Source organism: Psychrilyobacter atlanticus DSM 19335 (assembly GCF_000426625.1).
Taxonomy (GTDB): Bacteria; Fusobacteriota; Fusobacteriia; order Fusobacteriales; family Fusobacteriaceae; genus Psychrilyobacter; species Psychrilyobacter atlanticus.
In genome coordinates this window covers 1,461,240-1,479,423 of the sequence record NZ_KE384547.1, presented here as the reverse complement: position 1 = coordinate 1,479,423, position 18,184 = coordinate 1,461,240, and the positions used below count along the sequence as shown (strand labels likewise).

General features: G+C 30.1%; 20 protein-coding genes. 9 read left to right on the top strand and 11 right to left on the bottom strand.

Going from position 1 to position 18,184, the window contains the following annotated elements; genetic code table 11:
• Positions 1-15: 15 nt before the first annotated feature.
• Together K337_RS0107520 and K337_RS0107515 are read left to right on the top strand one after the other, a co-directional pair.
• Positions 16-1,500 carry a phytoene desaturase family protein gene (locus tag K337_RS0107520; RefSeq protein WP_028856063.1) on the top strand — a complete coding sequence of 495 codons (1,485 nt, stop codon included), beginning with the start codon at positions 16-18 and terminating at the stop codon, positions 1,498-1,500.
• Between the two features lie 2 nt (positions 1,501-1,502).
• Complete coding sequence (locus K337_RS0107515) at positions 1,503-2,711, top strand: AarF/UbiB family protein (protein ID WP_028856062.1); 1,209 nt, start codon at positions 1,503-1,505, stop codon at positions 2,709-2,711.
• A 59-nt stretch (positions 2,712-2,770) separates the two neighbouring features.
• On the opposite strand, the gene K337_RS0107510 is transcribed toward K337_RS0107515, so the two are convergent.
• The 4 genes from K337_RS0107510 to K337_RS0107495 all read right to left on the bottom strand — a co-directional run bounded on the left by K337_RS0107510 (position 2,771) and on the right by K337_RS0107495 (position 5,538).
• Entirely contained in the window at positions 2,771-2,992 is a 222-nt protein-coding gene (locus tag K337_RS0107510) for a hypothetical protein (protein WP_037029245.1), read from the bottom strand.
• Between the two features lie 172 nt (positions 2,993-3,164).
• The gene (locus tag K337_RS0107505) at positions 3,165-3,980 is read right to left on the bottom strand and encodes an alpha/beta fold hydrolase (protein WP_028856060.1); all 816 of its coding nucleotides are present in this window, start codon (positions 3,978-3,980) and stop codon (positions 3,165-3,167) included.
• Positions 3,981-4,662: 682 nt separating this feature from the next.
• Entirely contained in the window at positions 4,663-5,070 is a 408-nt protein-coding gene (locus K337_RS0107500) for a VOC family protein (RefSeq protein WP_028856059.1), read from the bottom strand.
• Positions 5,071-5,115: 45 nt separating this feature from the next.
• Positions 5,116-5,538, bottom strand: a complete 423-nt coding sequence (locus K337_RS0107495) for a S24 family peptidase (protein WP_028856058.1) — start codon at positions 5,536-5,538, stop codon at positions 5,116-5,118.
• A gap of 195 nt (positions 5,539-5,733) precedes the next feature.
• On the opposite strand from K337_RS0107495, the gene K337_RS0107490 reads away from it, so the two are divergent.
• Positions 5,734-6,438 carry a glycerophosphodiester phosphodiesterase gene (locus K337_RS0107490; RefSeq protein WP_028856057.1) on the top strand — a complete coding sequence of 235 codons (705 nt, stop codon included), beginning with the start codon at positions 5,734-5,736 and terminating at the stop codon, positions 6,436-6,438.
• 94 nt (positions 6,439-6,532) lie between these two features.
• Here the strand turns inward: K337_RS0107490 and K337_RS17940 are convergent, their stop codons facing one another.
• The 3 genes from K337_RS17940 to K337_RS0107475 all read right to left on the bottom strand — a co-directional run bounded on the left by K337_RS17940 (position 6,533) and on the right by K337_RS0107475 (position 8,842).
• The gene (locus K337_RS17940; RefSeq protein ID WP_037029244.1) at positions 6,533-7,756 is read right to left on the bottom strand and encodes a mechanosensitive ion channel family protein; all 1,224 of its coding nucleotides are present in this window, start codon (positions 7,754-7,756) and stop codon (positions 6,533-6,535) included.
• A 164-nt stretch (positions 7,757-7,920) separates the two neighbouring features.
• Positions 7,921-8,307: a desulfoferrodoxin gene (locus tag K337_RS0107480; RefSeq protein ID WP_028856056.1), complete on the bottom strand. Its 387-nt coding sequence runs from the start codon at positions 8,305-8,307 to the stop codon at positions 7,921-7,923.
• Positions 8,308-8,575: 268 nt separating this feature from the next.
• The gene (locus tag K337_RS0107475) at positions 8,576-8,842 is read right to left on the bottom strand and encodes a hypothetical protein (RefSeq protein ID WP_028856055.1); all 267 of its coding nucleotides are present in this window, start codon (positions 8,840-8,842) and stop codon (positions 8,576-8,578) included.
• A gap of 349 nt (positions 8,843-9,191) precedes the next feature.
• On the opposite strand from K337_RS0107475, the gene K337_RS0107470 reads away from it, so the two are divergent.
• The gene (locus K337_RS0107470; protein ID WP_028856054.1) at positions 9,192-10,187 is read left to right on the top strand and encodes a Fic family protein; all 996 of its coding nucleotides are present in this window, start codon (positions 9,192-9,194) and stop codon (positions 10,185-10,187) included.
• 53 nt (positions 10,188-10,240) lie between these two features.
• On the opposite strand, the gene K337_RS0107465 is transcribed toward K337_RS0107470, so the two are convergent.
• The 3 genes from K337_RS0107465 to K337_RS0107455 all read right to left on the bottom strand — a co-directional run bounded on the left by K337_RS0107465 (position 10,241) and on the right by K337_RS0107455 (position 12,560).
• The gene (locus K337_RS0107465) at positions 10,241-11,497 is read right to left on the bottom strand and encodes a YadA-like family protein (protein ID WP_028856053.1); all 1,257 of its coding nucleotides are present in this window, start codon (positions 11,495-11,497) and stop codon (positions 10,241-10,243) included.
• A 62-nt stretch (positions 11,498-11,559) separates the two neighbouring features.
• On the bottom strand, positions 11,560-11,964 hold the full coding sequence (locus K337_RS0107460; protein WP_028856052.1) for a hypothetical protein: 405 nt from the start codon (positions 11,962-11,964) through the stop codon (positions 11,560-11,562).
• 59 nt (positions 11,965-12,023) lie between these two features.
• On the bottom strand, positions 12,024-12,560 hold the full coding sequence (locus K337_RS0107455; protein WP_028856051.1) for a hypothetical protein: 537 nt from the start codon (positions 12,558-12,560) through the stop codon (positions 12,024-12,026).
• Positions 12,561-13,065: 505 nt separating this feature from the next.
• Between K337_RS0107455 and K337_RS0107450 the strand changes: the two genes are divergently transcribed.
• Positions 13,066-13,284, top strand: coding sequence for a hypothetical protein (locus tag K337_RS0107450; protein WP_028856050.1), 219 nt, complete (start codon positions 13,066-13,068; stop codon positions 13,282-13,284).
• Positions 13,285-13,374: 90 nt separating this feature from the next.
• Here the strand turns inward: K337_RS0107450 and K337_RS0107445 are convergent, their stop codons facing one another.
• A complete protein-coding gene (locus K337_RS0107445) occupies positions 13,375-14,031 on the bottom strand; it encodes a YczE/YyaS/YitT family protein (RefSeq protein ID WP_028856049.1) in 657 nt (218 codons plus the stop codon).
• 123 nt (positions 14,032-14,154) lie between these two features.
• Here K337_RS0107445 and K337_RS0107440 point away from each other — a divergent pair, with 123 nt between their 5' ends.
• The 4 genes from K337_RS0107440 (at position 14,155) to K337_RS0107425 (ending at position 18,112) form a co-directional block, all read left to right on the top strand.
• A complete protein-coding gene (locus K337_RS0107440; protein WP_028856048.1) occupies positions 14,155-14,706 on the top strand; it encodes a helix-turn-helix domain-containing protein in 552 nt (183 codons plus the stop codon).
• A gap of 171 nt (positions 14,707-14,877) precedes the next feature.
• Complete coding sequence (locus K337_RS0107435; protein ID WP_028856047.1) at positions 14,878-16,731, top strand: FUSC family protein; 1,854 nt, start codon at positions 14,878-14,880, stop codon at positions 16,729-16,731.
• 163 nt (positions 16,732-16,894) lie between these two features.
• Entirely contained in the window at positions 16,895-17,149 is a 255-nt protein-coding gene (locus tag K337_RS0107430) for a hypothetical protein (protein WP_028856046.1), read from the top strand.
• A gap of 162 nt (positions 17,150-17,311) precedes the next feature.
• Positions 17,312-18,112: a MerR family transcriptional regulator gene (locus K337_RS0107425; RefSeq protein ID WP_028856045.1), complete on the top strand. Its 801-nt coding sequence runs from the start codon at positions 17,312-17,314 to the stop codon at positions 18,110-18,112.
• Positions 18,113-18,184: the final 72 nt, after the last annotated feature.

Sequence of the window (18,184 nt, the reverse complement as noted above, 5' to 3'; positions counted from 1 at the left end):
ACAGGGAGGCAGAGGATGAAAGATATATTGATAATTGGTGCTGGCCCTGGTGGCCTTTCAGCTGGGATGCTGCTGGCATCTATGGGATATAAAGTAAGTATATTTGAAAAACAAGCCTACATAGGAGGAAGAAATTCATCGATAAATTTAGGTGATTATACTTTTGATATGGGCCCTACATTTTTTATTATGAAAAGTATATTGGAGGAAATATTTGAAAAAACAGGTCGAAAATTAGAAGGTTATGTAAAACTCACAGAAATAAACCCTATGTATAGATTAACATTTGGAGACGGGAAATCATTTAATCCATGGTCCTCTAACCGCAAAGAAAAAATGATTGAAGAGATTGAAAAAAAATTCCCGGGAGAATCTTCAGGCTACCTATCATATCTTAAAAGGGAGAAAATTAAGTGTAAAAAACTAATACCCTGTCTTCAAGTACCTTATAGTTCTTGGAAAGATTTTCTTAAACTTAGATTCTTAAAAGCTCTCCCATATTTAGATGCTCACATGTCTTTATATAGTGCTCTAGAAAGATATTTTAAAGATGACATGCTTAAACTAGCTTTTACTTTTCAAGCTAAATATATAGGAATGTCACCTTGGGAAGCTCCTGGGACATTTAGTATAATATCATATTTAGAACATAGTGATGGTATTTATCATGTAGAGGGAGGGTTAAATAAACTTTCTCAGGCAATGGCAGAAGTTATAAAAGAACAAGGAGGAGATATAAAGCTTTCTTCTCCAGTAGAGGAGATAATTTTTGAAGGTAAAAGGGCTGTTGGAATAAAACTAGACGACGGTAAGATTGTCAAAGGGGATCATATAATAATGAATGCTGATTTTGCTAAAGGAATGTCTAAACTTTTTCCTAAAAATCTAAGGAAGAAATATTCTGATTCCAATCTATATAAAAAGAAATATTCATGTTCTACATTTATGCTATACCTGGGAGTAGATAAGATATACAATCATATACCTCACCATAATATTGTGTTTGCTGAAGATTATAAGTCAAATATAGATGATATAACCAAAAATAAGGTTCTCTCAGATGATTTTTCACTCTATGTCCAAAATGCCTCTGTGTCAGATTCTACTTTGGCACCAGAAGAAAAATCAACTCTCTATATTCTTGTTCCAGTACCTAATAATAAATCTGAGATAGATTGGGAAAAAGAAAAAAAAATCTTCAGAGATAAAGTTATTAAAGCCTTGGAAACAAAGGGCGGATTTAAGGATCTTTCTCGTCATATTGAAGCAGAAAAAATAATCACTCCAAAAGACTGGGAGGAGGAAAAAGATGTGTTTTTAGGAGCTACATTTAATCTAGGACATCAAGTATCACAGATGCTCATATTCAGACCTCACAATAAGCTTGAAGGTTATAAGAATCTCTATTTAGTAGGAGGAGGCACTCATCCTGGAAGCGGGCTGCCTACTATCTATGAATCAGGAAAGATAACAGCTGATTTAATAAATCAGGAGGAATGATTATGAATATCTTTGGATTTGGAAGACTTATTTTTTCCTTCTATAGAAAAAAACCACCCAATCTCTATAAAATTCAAAAACAGGGCCTTTTAGCCGTAAAAATAGCTCAGCACTACGCTCTTAGGGTTGATTTTTTAGGAGAAGAGATGTGTACCCATCTTTCACAGCTCTACACTCATAGTTTTCCGGCAGAAGAAAGGACTTTATCAGAACTATTAGAGGGAGATGATATTTTGCTAAAAAATCTAGCTTCTTGGGATGAAAAGCCTTTTTCCTCGGCTTCTGTGGGACAGGTTCACAGAGCTATTTTAAAAAGCGGAGAAGAAGTAGCTATAAAAATTATAAGAAGCGACTTCAAAGAATCTTTTTTTAGAGATATTTCAAAGGTAGAGAGGTTTGTGACCCTCATAGGTATGGTATGGCCAAAGTTTAATAAGATCTTTGATCCCAAAGGGATTCTTGAAAACATTAGGTATTATACCGGTAGGGAGTTAAATCTTATAAATGAATATACAGATATGGAAAAATTGAAAGAAATAAGGGATTTAAGTTTGAAAAACTTTGATTTGAAAACTCTAAATTTTCCCTGGGTATACAAGGAGCTATCATCTCAAAGGATTCTTGTATCTGAATATATCGAGGGGAATACATTGGATCACCTTTTAACAGAGGAATGTCTTACGTATGAAAATCTTTTGGAGCTTTTTAGAATTCATAGTTTCTATATATTTAATGAAGGGATATTTCATGGTGATATTCATCCTGGAAACATTATTTTAGGTAGTGACAAAAAGCTTTATTTTCTTGATTGTGCAGGATTATCAACTATCTCTCCAAGGCTCAGAAAAGGTCTGTTTTGGTTCTTTTATTATCTTAGCCGATACGATTATTCAAAAGCGGCTGAAAATTTAAATATGATGTCTGAAATAATCATTGAACCTGATAAGTATAGTATTTTCTTGAAAAAATTTATGGAGCTTTACAGTGATTTTACCCATGCTACAGTTTCAGAGGTTAGTCTCACTAGAAGAATGATGGAAACTATAAAACTTGGAATAAATTCAGGAATGGATTTTGGAAGCGGAATGTTTCCAGTCATAAAAAGCCTTATGTATTTAGATGGAATGGTCATGAGGTGCAATCCTCAGGCTGTTTTGATGGAGGATGTGAAGGGGTTTACAGATATACTTTTGGAGAAGTTAAACTTCTAAAAGATTTTATGAATAAAAAAAGGACACTATTCATAGTGTCCTTTTAGGATTAAAATTTATTAGAGTTGATTATGATTACATATTTTACATGGTGTATATCCATTTTTAACTGCATCTTTTAAAGAAATACCCTTTAAATTTTTAGCATATGGACATTCTTCTAAATGATATTTTTTCGTTTTTTCATTTATATATACATATTCAACTTTATTATTATTTTGATTTTTTAAATATAAAAATAATATAGTTATCAAAAGTAAAATTGTAGCAATAGTTATCATAAGGTCACCTCCATTTTTCTATTGAAATTAAAAGCTGAGTCTAAGTTTATTATTCTTTTTCTATTCTCACTACAGCTTAAACATTTTTTAAATCAGCAAATAAAAAATACTTCTAAACTAATATACTTATTTTTTATAGGGTTTCCTTTATATCTCTCAAAAAATCTATATTTTATTTGATTTTATTCAAAAATTCTTGAATTATTGAGTTTACACTGTTTGGATTTTCTAAATTTGAAATATGTCCTGCACCTTCAATCACTTTAAAGTTTGAGTTTTTTGTAAGATTCCTCATCTCTTCAGATTCCTTTATTGGTCTAGGGATATCAACTTCTCCGGCTAAATATAATGTTGGAATATTTATTTCTTCTAACCTGTTAAGAGTGTCTTCTCTCCCAAATATTCCAAATCCAGTAGCTACAATGGTATCGATATTTTCTTTCGGTAGATTCAATAGATGATTATGAAAATTTAAATATAATTCAGTTTTTTCCTGCGTTGTTTTAGGAGAAAAAAACATAGGAGATATTAATTCTGCCATAGGTTCAGGGATATATTGTAAGTTTTTTATATTATTTAATAGTTGAAAATATGTTTCTTGGGTCTCTGAAGGTTCAGCTCCTACATATGAATCCATTATAACCATGCTGGAAGCTCTAATATCTTCTGCAATATAAGGGGCTAACATTCCTCCTACAGACAGTCCTATGTAGTGGTATTTTTTTATATCCAAGCTGTTTAAAACTTCTAAAATGTCATCAGAAATCTCTTTCAAAGAGTAGTTTTCTTTATTTTTACAGAGGTTAGAAGAATCTCCGTGGCCCAGTAAATCAATGGAGATACATCTAAAATTTTCTTTGAAAAAATCTATTTGAGGTCTCCACATCTCCTTATCCCATAAAAATGAGTGGATAAAAACTAATACTTCTCCTTTCCCCTCGGAGATATAGGCTAATTTTTTATTGTTTTTTAAAGTTATGTAATTCATGTTTCCTCCCAGTATACTTTTATATCTAAAAAAAAGACTTAATACCTATAATATAGCACAACATTTAAGATTTTAGTAGGAAATTTACAATGACCAATAAATTAAATCTATTTATATCAATTCTAAATTGAACTTTATTATGACTTTATAGAGGGAACTTTTCCATCATCGTTGTATAATATTTGACTTTTGTAGTAAAATTTTATACAATATGGATGTGATGAAATACAGATGTTTTTTTAAACTACACTCTCTCCCAAGAGATTTCATCACATAGGGAGCTTTTTGGAGCTCCCTTATTATATTTAATAGAATATTATAATAGTAATTTTTTAAAGGTGTTTTTCATTTCTATTTTATTTAAGTTGACTTTAGTTTGAATTTGAGTTAAAATTAATTTATAGTTGGTTTTGTAAGATATTCCATTAATCTTCCCAGGGATTGATCGGTAGAAACCTCCTTAGTAGATTTATTTTAGATGATAAATTTACTTATACTTTCCTCTGAGTCTCCCACTTTGCAAATAGTGGAAGACTCTTTTTATTTTTAAATAAAAAAGCAAGGTGACGTTGCATCCAAACAAGCACAATTCAGATTTTTAAAATTTTCTAGATAATAAAAAAAGGAGAATAAAATAGACTAGTATCGCAGTCTAATATTCTTTCTCCATAAAAAATATTTTTTAAATTTCCTGTTGGTCTCTCACTTCGATCTCTGTACCCTCCGGAGCTTTCACCTTAAAAAGATAACCGTTTTCAACCTTATAGATCTCTTTTTCATTTTTAAGTTTAAAATTATTATATCCCTTAGATTTGATCTCCTCATATGCCTCATGAATATCTTCTACAAGAAATGAAATGTGTACCGGACCTTCATTTAAGGAACTCCATTTATTTAAATTTGTCGATATTTTAGCAGTTTGAAGTTCTATCATGATTTCACCTAATTTTAACCATGTATTGTATTCCCTTTTGTGAAAATTTGGAGTTTCTTTTATAACTTTAAACCCTAAAATTTCAGTATAGAATTCTTTAGATTCTTTATAGCACTCTGTTTGGATGCAGATATGGTGTAATGATTTTATTTTCATATATTAATCTCCTTTATAATTCTTTATCTTATGGTACTAAATTTTTTAAAAATTTCTGGAAGCTTCTATAACTTTTGCAAGAATATAAAATTCATCCTTATCTTCTACATTGATATCAGAATAATCTTTATTAAAAGCCTCTAAAACAGCATTTTTCCCTGAAATTTTTAATCTTCTGACTATACATTCTCCATTGTATGAAAAAATACCTAAGTTACCTTTTCTTACTGGAGTATCCATCTCACCTAGTATAAAATAATCTTTAGGGATGCTATTTTGCGGGTCATCGGAACTCATTGAATCATCTGTATTTAATATTGCTACCAACGGCTCATTATAATGACTGTAACGGGTTTTAACGATTGTATATGTCCCAACCTCTTCTCCATAGACAAAAGCACCATCGATTACTTTTATATTTTCATATAGTGGAATTTCTTCCATCCCTAAAATCTTAATTTTTTCCAACCTCTTTCCCCCATTTTTTAAATTTTTACTTCAATCTTATCCCATTGAATGGCGATAAAAATTATATTATTTATTTTATCATGAAATAAAAGTTTTTTTAGTTAAATATTTTTATGAGGGGGGGAATATAAATTGACAATACTAAACATTAGGTATATACATTAATAATAATATAAAAATAAAAAGGAGAAAGAGATGAAAATTATAGCACACAGGGGGGCATCAGGATATGCCCCAGAAAATACTGAAGCCTCTATTTTAGAGGGATTAAAACGAGGATGTGACGGCTTTGAAGTGGATGTTCAGCTGACAAAAGATAATAAGGTTGTAGTCTTTCATGACTGGTCATTGGGGAGAACTTCTAACGGGAATGGTTTCTTAAAAGATCAGACTTTAGCGGAATTAAAAATTTTAGATATTGGAATCTGGTTTTCAAAGGAGTTTAAAGGGGAAAAAGTACTGACCTTAGAAGAATTATTAGGTATTATTCCAAAAGAAAAATTACTGAATATAGAAATTAAAGTTCGCCATGGAGAGGTCAACCAAATAGAAGAAAAAGTTGTAGAAATTTTAGAAAAAAAATCTAGAATTAACAGCAATATAATTATCTCATCCTTTGATCATAGGATCATAAAGAGAATCAAAGAGATAAAGTCAGAAATACAAGTAGGATTACTTATAACTGCAGGTTTATTGGACATAACAAATTATACTTCTAATTTTGATCTGTATAGTGTTCATTGTGGAGGGGAATTTATAAGTAAAAAAAACGTGGATGAACTAAAGAAAAATAATATCAAAACTTATGCCTGGACAGTTAATACAGTAGAAGAAGCAAAAATCTTAGATTCTTTTGGTATAGATGGGATAATTACAAATTACCCTGATATTTTTAAATAATTATCAAAAATACTAGAAATAAAAAAGGTAGTTAAGAAAGAATAAAATCTTTTTTACTACCTTTTTTATAAAAACTTAAAATTTTTATATAGTTTTACTCATTTTCTGTTTTGATGTATTTACTAGGTATAGCCACATCTTCATTATTACGGTGAACCCTGTAGTGTGGTGACATAATTTCTATCCCTTCTCCATGGAAATTATCCTGGATATTAGCATGAAGATCTGACATAATCTTCTGCATCTTTTTTTCTTCAGAAGTATATAAATTGATCTCATATTCAACATAAAAATCTCCCAATGCTTTTTGCAGGACAAATGGTTTTGGAGTACTCAATACACCATCGATTGACTGAGCAGATTTCACAAGTAGTTTGTGAACCAGTCGCCAGTCTACATCATATCCAATAGTTATATTTGTATGCAGTATTATATTATATTTTCTAGCAGAATAAGTATAATTTATTATATGTCCCGATAAAATAGAGGCATTGGGGACAGTTACCCTTTCATTTTTAGGAGTTTTGATCCTGGTTACAAGGATGGTTTTTTCTACGACATCTCCTGTTATTTCATTTACTTTAATACGGTCTCCCACTTGGTAAGATCTCATATAAGTTAGAATAAATCCAGCAATTACATTTCCTATATAAGTACTAGATCCCAGTGAAATTAATATCCCTGCAAATATCGAAATACCTTTAAAAGCAGGTGAGCCAGCTCCTGGGAGGTATGGAGATACTATTGTTAGTGTCAGTATATATATAAATAGTTTGGATAGATTAAATGTAGGATTTGCCCACTCCGGATAGAATCCATTTACTTTCATTGAACCGCTTGAGATCTCGTCTGCTAAATATCTTAAAAATTTTAAAAGGTACTTAACAAATAATAAAATGATAACAATAGTTATAAAATTTGGTATGATTCCTATGATATTTAATAATATCATCTTTATGGGATCGGAAACAAAGGTAAATAAACTGCTTACCATATCTTTTGTAGTGGGGTTAAAATAAAATAAACCCGGTAAACTAAAGATTAATATTATCCCAAAGATTAAAAATTTAATACCTTTTAAAACTATCTTTATAAAGGCAAATTGCATCTTACTGTTTATAACCTCATAGTTTCCTATCTTTATCCCTGTTATTTTATCTCCTAATTTAATTTTATAGTAGACCAGGGACCTTCTAGTTAGTTTATTTAATAACCGGTAACATATCCTCATTAAAATGACATAGATGATAAATAAAATTAATCCTAATATATACGGGTAATTTTTATTTTCTATTAATTTTTGTAAATTAAACTTCATACAATACTCCTTCTATTTTTAGATAATATAGAATAACCTTAGACCTCCTCAGTTGTCAATTTTAAAAATCTACATATTGAGATCTAGGGGTTTTTCGAATGATGATTTCGAAAGAATAAAAAACAGGGAAATTAATCCCTGTTTTTACTATCTGTTTTTTAATATTAAAGCGTTGCTTTCCAGTATCCGTGTAAATTGCAGTATGCTTTAGCTTCTACTTTTTTTCCTGAACATGCTTTAAAAGTAACTTTAGGCTCATCTCCAGGCTTTAAGAATGCAGTAGTTACCCAGCAGTCATCTACAATTAGTTCTATCCATTCGATATAGTGAGCTTCAGTCATAGGATGGAGAGTTTCTCCTACTTTAACTTCAAATCCACCTTCTATTTTAGTTATAACCGGAACATGTTTTTCAACTGCAGCATCTGTTGTATTCTCTACCTGAAGGACCATTTCTGCCCCACAGCAACTTAAAGTACCACCAGCTTCATGATAGATCTTAGTAATGTTTCCACAGAGTTCACACTTATAAATTTCAAATAATTTTGCCATATTTTGCCTCCTTGTTTTATAAAAAAATGTTACAAATATCTATACCAGTACAAGAAAAAAATTCCTTTTTTTAATTTGTTTTTTTCTCTGAAATAAATTATTATTATTTTTAAACTACTTGCTTTTTATTTTTTTAATATATAATTTATAAGGGCTTGACCTCAATAAGGGAACTTTTATTCAAAATTTTCTTTTATCTTTAACCTGGCTCAGGAAAGCCTTATTTCAATCTGTACAGCTGCGACATACATAGTATCACTTCCTGTTTCTATCGGATCTCTTTACACCTTATATCCAGATCAAAAATATTTTTTTGACCATCACAGAGGTTGTTAAAATTTTCTATGGCTCTTATTAGTTTTTTATAACCATTAGTGGTATGATCTGTAGATCTAACTGCTAAAAAAAGTTCATACATGTTATTGTCAAAACTTTCTAAGATTGCATTATCAAACTCTGTGTCCTGCATAGTATAGATATGACCTTCATATTCATAATCTAATTTCTCTTTCCAATTTTGTTTTTTATTATTCATATTATTACCTCCGCTTTTATAATTTTAAAATTCAAGTACATTTTTCCTGGTAAATTTTTAACTGTTGATATTATTTTCTTTAAAATTCTAAAAATTCCTTTTTTTTGGATTTAAATTATAAAAAAATTAAGAGGTATGAAGTTTGTAATAAAGTCGTAGTATTAAGTTAAAATACTATTTTAAATGTAGATTTATAAATGATTTATTTGGAATTTATGTATAGAAATAAATTAAATCAGGAAATTTGAACGAGATTAATTGTTATAATAAAACATAAAATAATATGTTATAATTATAAGCGATACAATTAGGTATTTTTTATAAAATTATAGTTAACAAGGAGTTTAAAATGGAATTATGTGATTTAGATAAGTTAAAAATAATATTGGACACTAAAACGGAACTGGAACTACTAAAATTATCGGTGAAAGCCAGAGAATCATTATTTAATTTAGACAAATCTATCTATAAATCAGGAATAAAAAATCAATATTATAAAATGGCTACATATAATGGGACAATAAATGCCGGTAAATTATCCGGTTTAAAAGTTGATTTAAGATCTTTTTTAGAAGGCAGGTTAAAAAAACATTGCTCTGCTTCAGTGGAGAAAACCATAAACTATAATATAGCACTCACAGCAGGGAAAAAATATTCATGTGACAAAATTGATTCTAGAATCCTGGATATTTTGGAGTCGAAAATTTCTTTGGGAAGTGTGAAAAATGAAAACATATTAAATTTAGAAAAAGATGTTAAGACAGCAATAATTGAACTTGAAGAATTTGTTAACAAAAATAAAATAGCTAATTTAGACTCTCTGGTGAAAGCAGCTGTGATCTATGCTAAATTTCATATTTTAAACCCCTATGGGACTGATACGGATAATATTGGGAATATTCTCTTGTCACTGTATGTCGGTAAAGCCGGCATGGTTGATAATGGGTTCTTTATTTCAGAGGAATTTGAAGATGATTTTTATAATTATTATAGTCTATTGGACCAGGTAAAGGACAACGATAATTGGGAACCTTGGATAAGGTTTTTTTTGAACTGTATAATAAAACAGTGTCAAAGATCTGAAAAGAAAGTAAGAGAAATAGTTAAATTATATAAAGAGATGATAAAATTTGCTGAAGAGAATAAAATCTTAAAGGAATATGTGGATTATATAATTGCAAATCCCGTATTTACTAACAGACTTATTTCGGAAGATGTAGGTATTTCAATGTCAACGGCTTCAAAGGTCAATTTCTTTATGGCTGAACATAAAAAAATAATTATCGGTGGATGTCCTAATTCAAAGGTATTCTATCTAGATGAAGTTTTAAGAATTATGGAATAATAAGGGGCTTTGGCCCCTTTTTTTTATAAAAGAGCCCCGAAGGGCTCCTGGCTTTAGCTTCCAAAGATGTTAAACTTGTAACCAACACCGGCACCGTACATAGTATCTGAAGTATCAGAAGTAGATACATTGGTATTTATTCTTACATTTTCAGTTGGCTGCATAGCTACTCCAATTGCGATAGCCTGTGAACCACCATATCCACCTATCCCTGCTCCAATTCCTAAATCTCCTTTTCCCAGGTGTGGATAAACTATTGAAGATGTAGCTGCTGCCATAGCCAACCCTTTATTCATCTTACTTTCTAATCCATCCACCTTTTTTTCTAATCCATCTATTCTTTTGGAGTTATTCTCAATATATTCAGAATTGTGATCTGCCAGTTCTAGGGCTTGATTTATTTGTCCAGCATTTCTATCTATTTCTTCTTTATTTTCTTCTGTCTTAGCTTTATTTGTTGCTATATCACCAGTGTTTTTAGTTGTCTGTTCTTCTGTAGTTGCCCTAGCAAGTTCAAGAGTTTCTATTCTACCTCTGTTAGCATCAGCCTTTACAACTGGTGCTCCATCTCTATATGTTACGCCTTCTTCATAAATAGCTCCGTTATGCTTGGCGATATCTCTCATGTTACTTTGCATTGTCGCATCTACTATTTCAAGTTTTTCGTCTTTTTCTTTAAGATCAGCATCCACCGCTTCAAGTTTTTTATCTTTATCAGCGAGCTGTTGATCCACATCATCCAATCTAGCTAATTCTTCTGCGTGCTTTCCTAAAGTAGTTTCTACATTGTCTATTCTACCACTCTCTATATCTAATCCTACAGCCATACCATCTATTGCATGAGAGTTTAATTCTGTTTTCAAATCAACTCCGTCAATCTTTTCATTTACTCCGTCCATATTTTTCCCCAAAGTTGCTATATCTTCTCTATTAACACCAGACTGTGGCACAAGGTCTCCTTCTTCATTTCTAGTGAAAAGGTCTGATTTCATTGATTTGAGAGTAGCTTCATTTGATTCTATGGCATCTTTATTTCCAAGTACTCCATCTACTACCTTATCAAAAGCTTCAGATTGGGCTTTTTGATCAGCTTCTTGTGCTTTACCGAATCCTTTTATTGCATCCGATTCACTTACTTTATCCCTCACCACAGTAGCTCCTAGTCTCTCTACCGAATCTATCATATTTTCCGTCTTCTTGAAATTCTCAAGGTTAGTTTTACGAAACATCCCATATGATTCCATGTCTATCCCGTAAGATCCTGTTGATAAGATTGCCAGTGTTCCTAATAATAATACTTTCTTTTTCATAATTTTTACTCTCCCTAAAAATTTATTTTATTTTTTATTTATAACAGATTATCTCTATTATTTTATAAAAATTCTAACTCAAAATTATTTACTAAATCAATAGTCTCTATAGCCAGAGCATTTAAAGACTCTTTGTCTCTGGAGTTTAAGATGATATATGTATATATATCATTAAACTCACGTACATAGATAAACCTTTTTTTCCCCTCTGAATAATAAACTTCAAAATAAATAGTATCTAAAACTTCTAATTCACTGAGGTGTTCAAAATCCTGAAGATCTCCAATCTCTCCTTTGCCGATCAGATACCCATTATCACCTGTTATTTCTTTTATAATGTGACCGATAGAACCATTTTCATATCTTATAAATTCAGCTCCATGGGTTGGTTTAGCCATATCTGCACCTATCGATACTAAAGATCCTAAGAAAAATATACATATAAGCGTTTTAAAATATTTTTTCATACTTCCTCCATCCTTAGAAAACTAATAGGGAACAAGGTATATCCCCTATTCTATTCGGTTTAGTTTACACCATATTCTGAACCTAATCTTTTACCGGTGGTATTCCATACCTTTCCTCCAATCCCGCTTTCTTCTTTGATCCTTGCAGCTATTTTATTCATTTTAGCAAGGGAACTATTACCAAAGTCCTGAGTCATGTCTATATATGTAGTTTTCTTTGTTACGATCTGATCCTTTACATTCTTCAAAGTTCCGTAGAGATACATCTTTCCATCATCTAAAACAAAATTTAATTTAAACTCATCAGTTCCCACTAAATACTTAAGGGCCATCCCCACTACCTGCTCACTGGTACTGGATTTTCTTTCAGTATCTACTATATGTGATGCCTTTACCATTTTGAATGTTTCTTGTTGTTCCCTGTTGGAAACCATCATTCCTTCTTCAGCTAAGATTTTTTCAACGATAGTTAACACCTGGTCTTCACTTAACTTTGTAGATTCAATATCAAAAGTTGTCCTGGTTGCTACCACATTACTACACCCTGTAAAGATCACCATCGATAATACTACTAATAACACACTAAATTTCTTCATAATTTTTACTCTCCCTAAATTTTATTTTTTACACTATTTTTACATAGTTTTTACACTACTTTTACATTGGATAGTTATTTATAGTATATTATAAGCAAAAAAAATGCAAGTTTTCGAAAATGAGTTTTTTAAAAACTAAATGTTTGTTAAGCGAACTTAAAATTATTAGAATTTATTAATAACAAACTAAGATTTCTTATTTTTTTATTATAAATACTAGAACCAATTAAAAGATCCAAATTATAAACAGGACAATATTTTACTAAATGCTGTTTTACTGTTTTTTTCACAAAAAAAAGTTTAAAAATATTAAATTAATTTTTTTTAATGTTTTTAAACTTTTTTTTATTTACTTTCGTCAAATGAAATGAAAAAAGGAAGGATAGACTAAATTTTTTAAATTATTCAGTGGATATAAAAGGTTTACGGTTAAAAAATTATAGAATGATCTTTCATTTTTTAGAATAGATAGAAAAAAAAGAATAAATAATCAAGGAGAATATAGATGACAAAATTAAAAAATGAAATTCTTGAAAAAGAATTAAAAACAGTAATGAAAGAAATTAAGGAACTCAGAAAAGAAAATGAGGATTTAATAAAAGAAAATAAAAATTCACAGGAAAAAATATTCGATTTAGAAAATGAAAACGGTATAGACGACAATAATTATAGATTATTATTATTTATTATTGGTTTACTTATAGTGGGAATAATAATGAAATAAGTAAAACTTATAAAGATAATTTGATATACCTTACAATGAAAATATAGAATAAAAAAATACTCTCATCTAAATTTGAGAGTATTTTTTTATTTACCTATTAACTACATATCTTTTCAGTAAAATAGCTTCACTTCTTATATCCCTATGAACTACTGATTTCACATCAAATTTGAAAAGTCTAAAAACCCCCTGGATAAAACTTCCTGTGAAGAGGGCAGTGATAACCGTTCCGACTCCTGCATATCCTCCCATAAGATATCCCGCAATCAAGACACTGATTTCGATGATATTTCTCACAGTTCCTACTGAAAACTTTGTTTTTTTAGTGAGGGCAACCATAAGTGCATCTCTAGGACCGCATCCAAGACCGGGAGAAATATAAAGGTAGCATCCTATACTGAGTATAAACATTCCTAAAAACATCATAAAGATTCCTGTGAACATATTATTACTTAGGGGTACAATATCTAGATAGAGGATCAAATCCATAAAAGTTCCCAGAAAAATAATATTCAATATGCTTCCGCTTCCTATCCGCTCTCCCAGAAAAAAATCTAGGGTTATAACTATGAATCCCACAAAAATACTGGCCTGACCTATTGTAAGATCACTGATTTTGGATATCCCCTGGTGTAATACATCCCATGGAGAAAACCCCAGGTTGGATTTAATAATAACTATTATTCCTAGGGAACAGATAAATAAACCTAAAAATAATTTCAAATATTTTAACATCTCTTTTTTCATGACTTCTCCTCCGCATTAATTAAAACATATTTTTGTATTGTATAACATCTTTTCAAGCTAGTATAGCATACAAAAATATTTTGTGCTATACTTATTATATAAAAATTTAAGGAGTAAATTAATATGAAAGAATTAAATATATTAATCGGACAAAATTTAAAGTCCATAAGAAAAAGTCAAAATTTAAGTTTAGATGAAGCTGCTGCTGCTACAGGAGTTAGTAAGCCTATGCTGGGGCAGATTGAAAGGGGAATATCCAATCCTACAGTAACAACCCTTTGGAAGATTGCTTCAGGCCTGAAAGTCCCTTTCTCAGAATTCATGAAGGAGCCGGAATTAAGTTACCAATTTGTTTCTCCTTTAGACATAGAACCGATAATGGAATGCGATGAAAATATGAAGATTTACACCATGTTTTCCTATAACGATAACTTTGAAATATTATATGTAGATTTAGAGCCGGGGTGTGTTCACTTTTCTCCTAAGCATCCAAATGAAGTAGAGGAGTATGTATTTGTTTTCGAAGGAGTTTTGAGGGTGAAGATAGGGAAAGAATCTATAACTTTAAAAACAGGGGAAGCCTTAAAATTTAGAGCAAATGTAGATCATGAATATTCAAATTTAGAAAACGTAAAGTGTAGATTCCAAAATATAAATGTTTATCATAAAAATTAATTTATATTTTGATCCAATGAAATAAGGAATACTCTCAAATGAGTTTGGGAGTATTTTTTATTTTTTTCAAGTTTTATGGACACAGAAGGGATAAAGATTTATAATAATAAATAGATTTTATACAAAGCTAAAGGAGGAATTAAAATTTTTAAAAAATTATATGAAAAATTAATGCTGTGGGAGGCATTTAAAATATTACTTATAGGAGTTACGGCCTATGGGATATCCTCTTACCTTTTAGGAGGAATACCTTCATTTTTAAGTGCTATATCAGCAGTGGGAGGATATTTTTTTAATTTAAAGGGTTTGAATAAAAAAAGGATAACCATCAGAACTATAAATCTATGGATAATTTTTAGTCTGGCTGTATTCATACCATATATTGCTAAGGAAAATACCACAGCTCTGGTAGTCTGTACTTTTATATTTGTAGGGGTTACGGCTTTTTTCTCATTGGAGGAGTACCTGGGGGGATTTTTAGCTCATGTTCCAGCTATGTATATCTATATCTATTCATTTTTTAATAAGGAACCAAATGATTACTTAAAAAGTTTAGCCGGGGTTTTAATAGGAATTTTAGTGGGGTATCTATATATTCGAATATTCTGTAAAAATAATCCCAATGATAAGATGGAACAGGCGGTGGAAGAATATTTGGATTCCCTCATAGAAGAGGTGAAATCCTGCAGAAGTGGAAAAGATATTCAAAGGGCAAGGGAAGAGGGACGAAAATTTTATAAAAAATTTTTAGATGAATTTTATAAAACTTCCTATGGATCATATTTAGGAGATGAGAAGGGGAAAAAAAGTTTTGAATTTGTCCTTTCTCTCCATCAGCTCATTGAAAGGTTTAGGATAAAGAATAAAAAAGAGCCTTTTACTTACGATAAATATCTGGAACTTGAAAATTTTTTAAAGGATGTAAAGAATAATCAAGATATAGATATAAAATCATTGGGAGTTCCTATAAATACAGCAAAAGTTATCTTAAAAAATCGAAAAAATTTATTAACTAAAGAAGTAAATGAGGTTGATGAAAAATATAAAAAAAATCGTAAGACATTATACTATCTGAAAGAGAGTTTATCTCTGAATACCACCAGAATGAGGCATGCTATACAGCTTGCGATAACTTTTACAATAGGAATATTTATATTTCAAAAATTTGGGATGGTTAAATCAGTCTGGCTGCCGACTGCTATGGTAGTTATAGCACAACCCTATGGAATGGATTCTAAAAAGAAAATTTGGGACAGAATACTGGGAACAGTATTCGGATTAATCCTTGTAAGTATTATAATTTTAGTAGTTCCAAGTACTGAAGGCAGATTGATTATTGCAATCTTATCTTTTTATCCATCTTTCTGTCTGATGAGAGTTTCATATGTTCCGGTTGTAATGTTTGCTACAATCAGTGCGGTACTCATGAGTTTATCTTATCTGTCACCAGAAAATAGCTATATGCACAGGATGTTATATACAATTATGGCAGGAGGGATAGTGTACATTGTAGAATTTTTATTAAGGGATAGAGCTAGATCAACTATAAAAGGAAGGGTAATTCGAATGGTTGAAAATGATGTCGTTCTTTTGGATGAGATGGTAGAACTTTTAAAGAATGAAAATAATAAACATTTGGATGAATATATTATGAGGGGTTATATGTTTAGAGAAATCCTTATGAAAGATCTTGAAAATGCAGGGGAAGAAAATAGCAAAATGATACTAAAAGACAGTCTTGTATTTATGGATAAATTAAAATTGATATATTCTAGAATAAAAAGTAATGATATGGATGTAAGATATGTAGAAGTTTTGATTTTGCTAAGTGATTTTATAAAAAGTTCTATAGTTTCTATAAAAAAAGAGAGTTCACATGAAATATTGAAATATAAGAATAAAATTGAAAATTTATTAGAAAGTTCTATAGATGATACTATGATAATAGAAATTTTAGAATTGATGAAATACTACATAGAAAATTTTAATAACAGAAATTATTTTTGGAAAAATGAGGGGAAATAGCCCTTATTTTTTTTATAAAAATTCTGTTTAAGAAATATATGGAATATTAAATTAATGGTACAAAAAGAATATGGAAAAGATGGCAAAAAGGATTTATAGGTAAAAAAAGGTATAACTATATTAACAGCAGAGTACATCATCAAATAATAGTGAGGTGATTGTAATGAGATATACAGAAAACTTTTTTGAAGAAGGGATAGTAGTGGATAAAAATGAAGATTTTTACTTAGTGGTAGATGATACAAGTGACTTCCATGTCATAAAATCTTTGGAAAAAATACAATTACAATCGTATATTTATTGGAATAAAAATGAGCAGATATATGGAAGGTTTCCAACAAGGATAATTCCCGCAATGTTTTATTCTAGAAATGAACCGGTAGAAAACTGGTTTGAGACAATGCCTATTAGTAGTTAAGTTATAAATTTAATATGAGGAATAAAAATATTTGAAAGAGTCAGTTTAGTAAAGTGGCTCTTTTTTATATATAATATTTTTTTTGAAAAATTGAATTATTAATTGGATTTATAGTATGATCTAATTACTGAAATAATGTTTATTCAAAAGACAGAGGAGGAGATGAAAATAAAATACAGTATAGGAGAGGTCAGTAAACTTTTTAATATACCCATAACCACATTGAGGCACTACCATAATAAAGGGATATTTAAAGCTGGATATATAGATAAAGATACAGGATATCGATATTATTTTTCAGATCAATTTGAACTATTAAATAATATTTTAAATTTAAAATACAGCAAGATACCCCTGGATAGAATAAGGGAGTGTACAGAAAATGGAGAAATTTCCCTCCTAAAAACAATTTTTTTAGAACAGAAAGAAGAGTTAGAAAGGACAATAAATGAACTGGAGTGTGCTAAAAAAAGTGTGGAGGAGAGACTATCTTATATAGAAAAGGTAAAAAATATTCCTGATTTTGAAAAGGTATTGATTCAGCATATGGGGCCGGAAAAAATATTTACCATAGATAAAGAATTCTATAAAGAGTGTGAGTTGGAGCTTTTAGTGAGGGAGTTAGGAGAGAAAACAGAATTTTCCCACTCATTGACATTGGGAAATGTAGGTCTTTTGATGAAATCAAATTCTAATTATACAGAGTATACAGGTGTTTATTTAATCAATAAAAATTTTAAGAACCTTTCAAATGCTTCTATAAAGTCGGAAGGGGAATATTTAACGATATACTTTAAAGGGAAAAGAGATGATTCTCCTAAATATTATAAAATTTTAGAAAGGTATATAAAAGATAATGATATAGAGACAGAGGGCTTATTCTATGAGATAGCTCTAGTGAGTACTTCCATATCACCTGCTGAAAAGGAATATATTAGGAGGATAGAGATAAAGAAAAAATAATTTAGCATTGACTCTCTACCAGGTGGAGACTGTATACTTCAAATTATATAAAGTATCTAAATGGGAGGAAGG

Bases quoted from the DNA above. Each gene is read 5' to 3' on its own strand.
- K337_RS0107520 (WP_028856063.1), top strand. From the start codon at position 16: ATGAAAGATATATTGATAATTGGTGCTGGCCCTGGTGGCCTTTCAGCT.
- K337_RS0107515 (WP_028856062.1), top strand. From the start codon at position 1,503: ATGAATATCTTTGGATTTGGAAGACTTATTTTTTCCTTCTATAGAAAA.
- K337_RS0107510 (WP_037029245.1), bottom strand. From the start codon at position 2,992: ATGATAACTATTGCTACAATTTTACTTTTGATAACTATATTATTTTTA.
- K337_RS0107505 (WP_028856060.1), bottom strand. From the start codon at position 3,980: ATGAATTACATAACTTTAAAAAACAATAAAAAATTAGCCTATATCTCC.
- K337_RS0107500 (WP_028856059.1), bottom strand. From the start codon at position 5,070: ATGAAAATAAAATCATTACACCATATCTGCATCCAAACAGAGTGCTAT.
- K337_RS0107490 (WP_028856057.1), top strand. From the start codon at position 5,734: ATGAAAATTATAGCACACAGGGGGGCATCAGGATATGCCCCAGAAAAT.
- K337_RS17940 (WP_037029244.1), bottom strand. From the start codon at position 7,756: ATGAAGTTTAATTTACAAAAATTAATAGAAAATAAAAATTACCCGTAT.
- K337_RS0107480 (WP_028856056.1), bottom strand. From the start codon at position 8,307: ATGGCAAAATTATTTGAAATTTATAAGTGTGAACTCTGTGGAAACATT.
- K337_RS0107475 (WP_028856055.1), bottom strand. From the start codon at position 8,842: ATGAATAATAAAAAACAAAATTGGAAAGAGAAATTAGATTATGAATAT.
- K337_RS0107470 (WP_028856054.1), top strand. From the start codon at position 9,192: ATGGAATTATGTGATTTAGATAAGTTAAAAATAATATTGGACACTAAA.
- K337_RS0107465 (WP_028856053.1), bottom strand. From the start codon at position 11,497: ATGAAAAAGAAAGTATTATTATTAGGAACACTGGCAATCTTATCAACA.
- K337_RS0107460 (WP_028856052.1), bottom strand. From the start codon at position 11,964: ATGAAAAAATATTTTAAAACGCTTATATGTATATTTTTCTTAGGATCT.
- K337_RS0107455 (WP_028856051.1), bottom strand. From the start codon at position 12,560: ATGAAGAAATTTAGTGTGTTATTAGTAGTATTATCGATGGTGATCTTT.
- K337_RS0107450 (WP_028856050.1), top strand. From the start codon at position 13,066: ATGACAAAATTAAAAAATGAAATTCTTGAAAAAGAATTAAAAACAGTA.
- K337_RS0107445 (WP_028856049.1), bottom strand. From the start codon at position 14,031: ATGAAAAAAGAGATGTTAAAATATTTGAAATTATTTTTAGGTTTATTT.
- K337_RS0107440 (WP_028856048.1), top strand. From the start codon at position 14,155: ATGAAAGAATTAAATATATTAATCGGACAAAATTTAAAGTCCATAAGA.
- K337_RS0107435 (WP_028856047.1), top strand. From the start codon at position 14,878: ATGCTGTGGGAGGCATTTAAAATATTACTTATAGGAGTTACGGCCTAT.
- K337_RS0107430 (WP_028856046.1), top strand. From the start codon at position 16,895: ATGAGATATACAGAAAACTTTTTTGAAGAAGGGATAGTAGTGGATAAA.
- K337_RS0107425 (WP_028856045.1), top strand. From the start codon at position 17,312: ATGAAAATAAAATACAGTATAGGAGAGGTCAGTAAACTTTTTAATATA.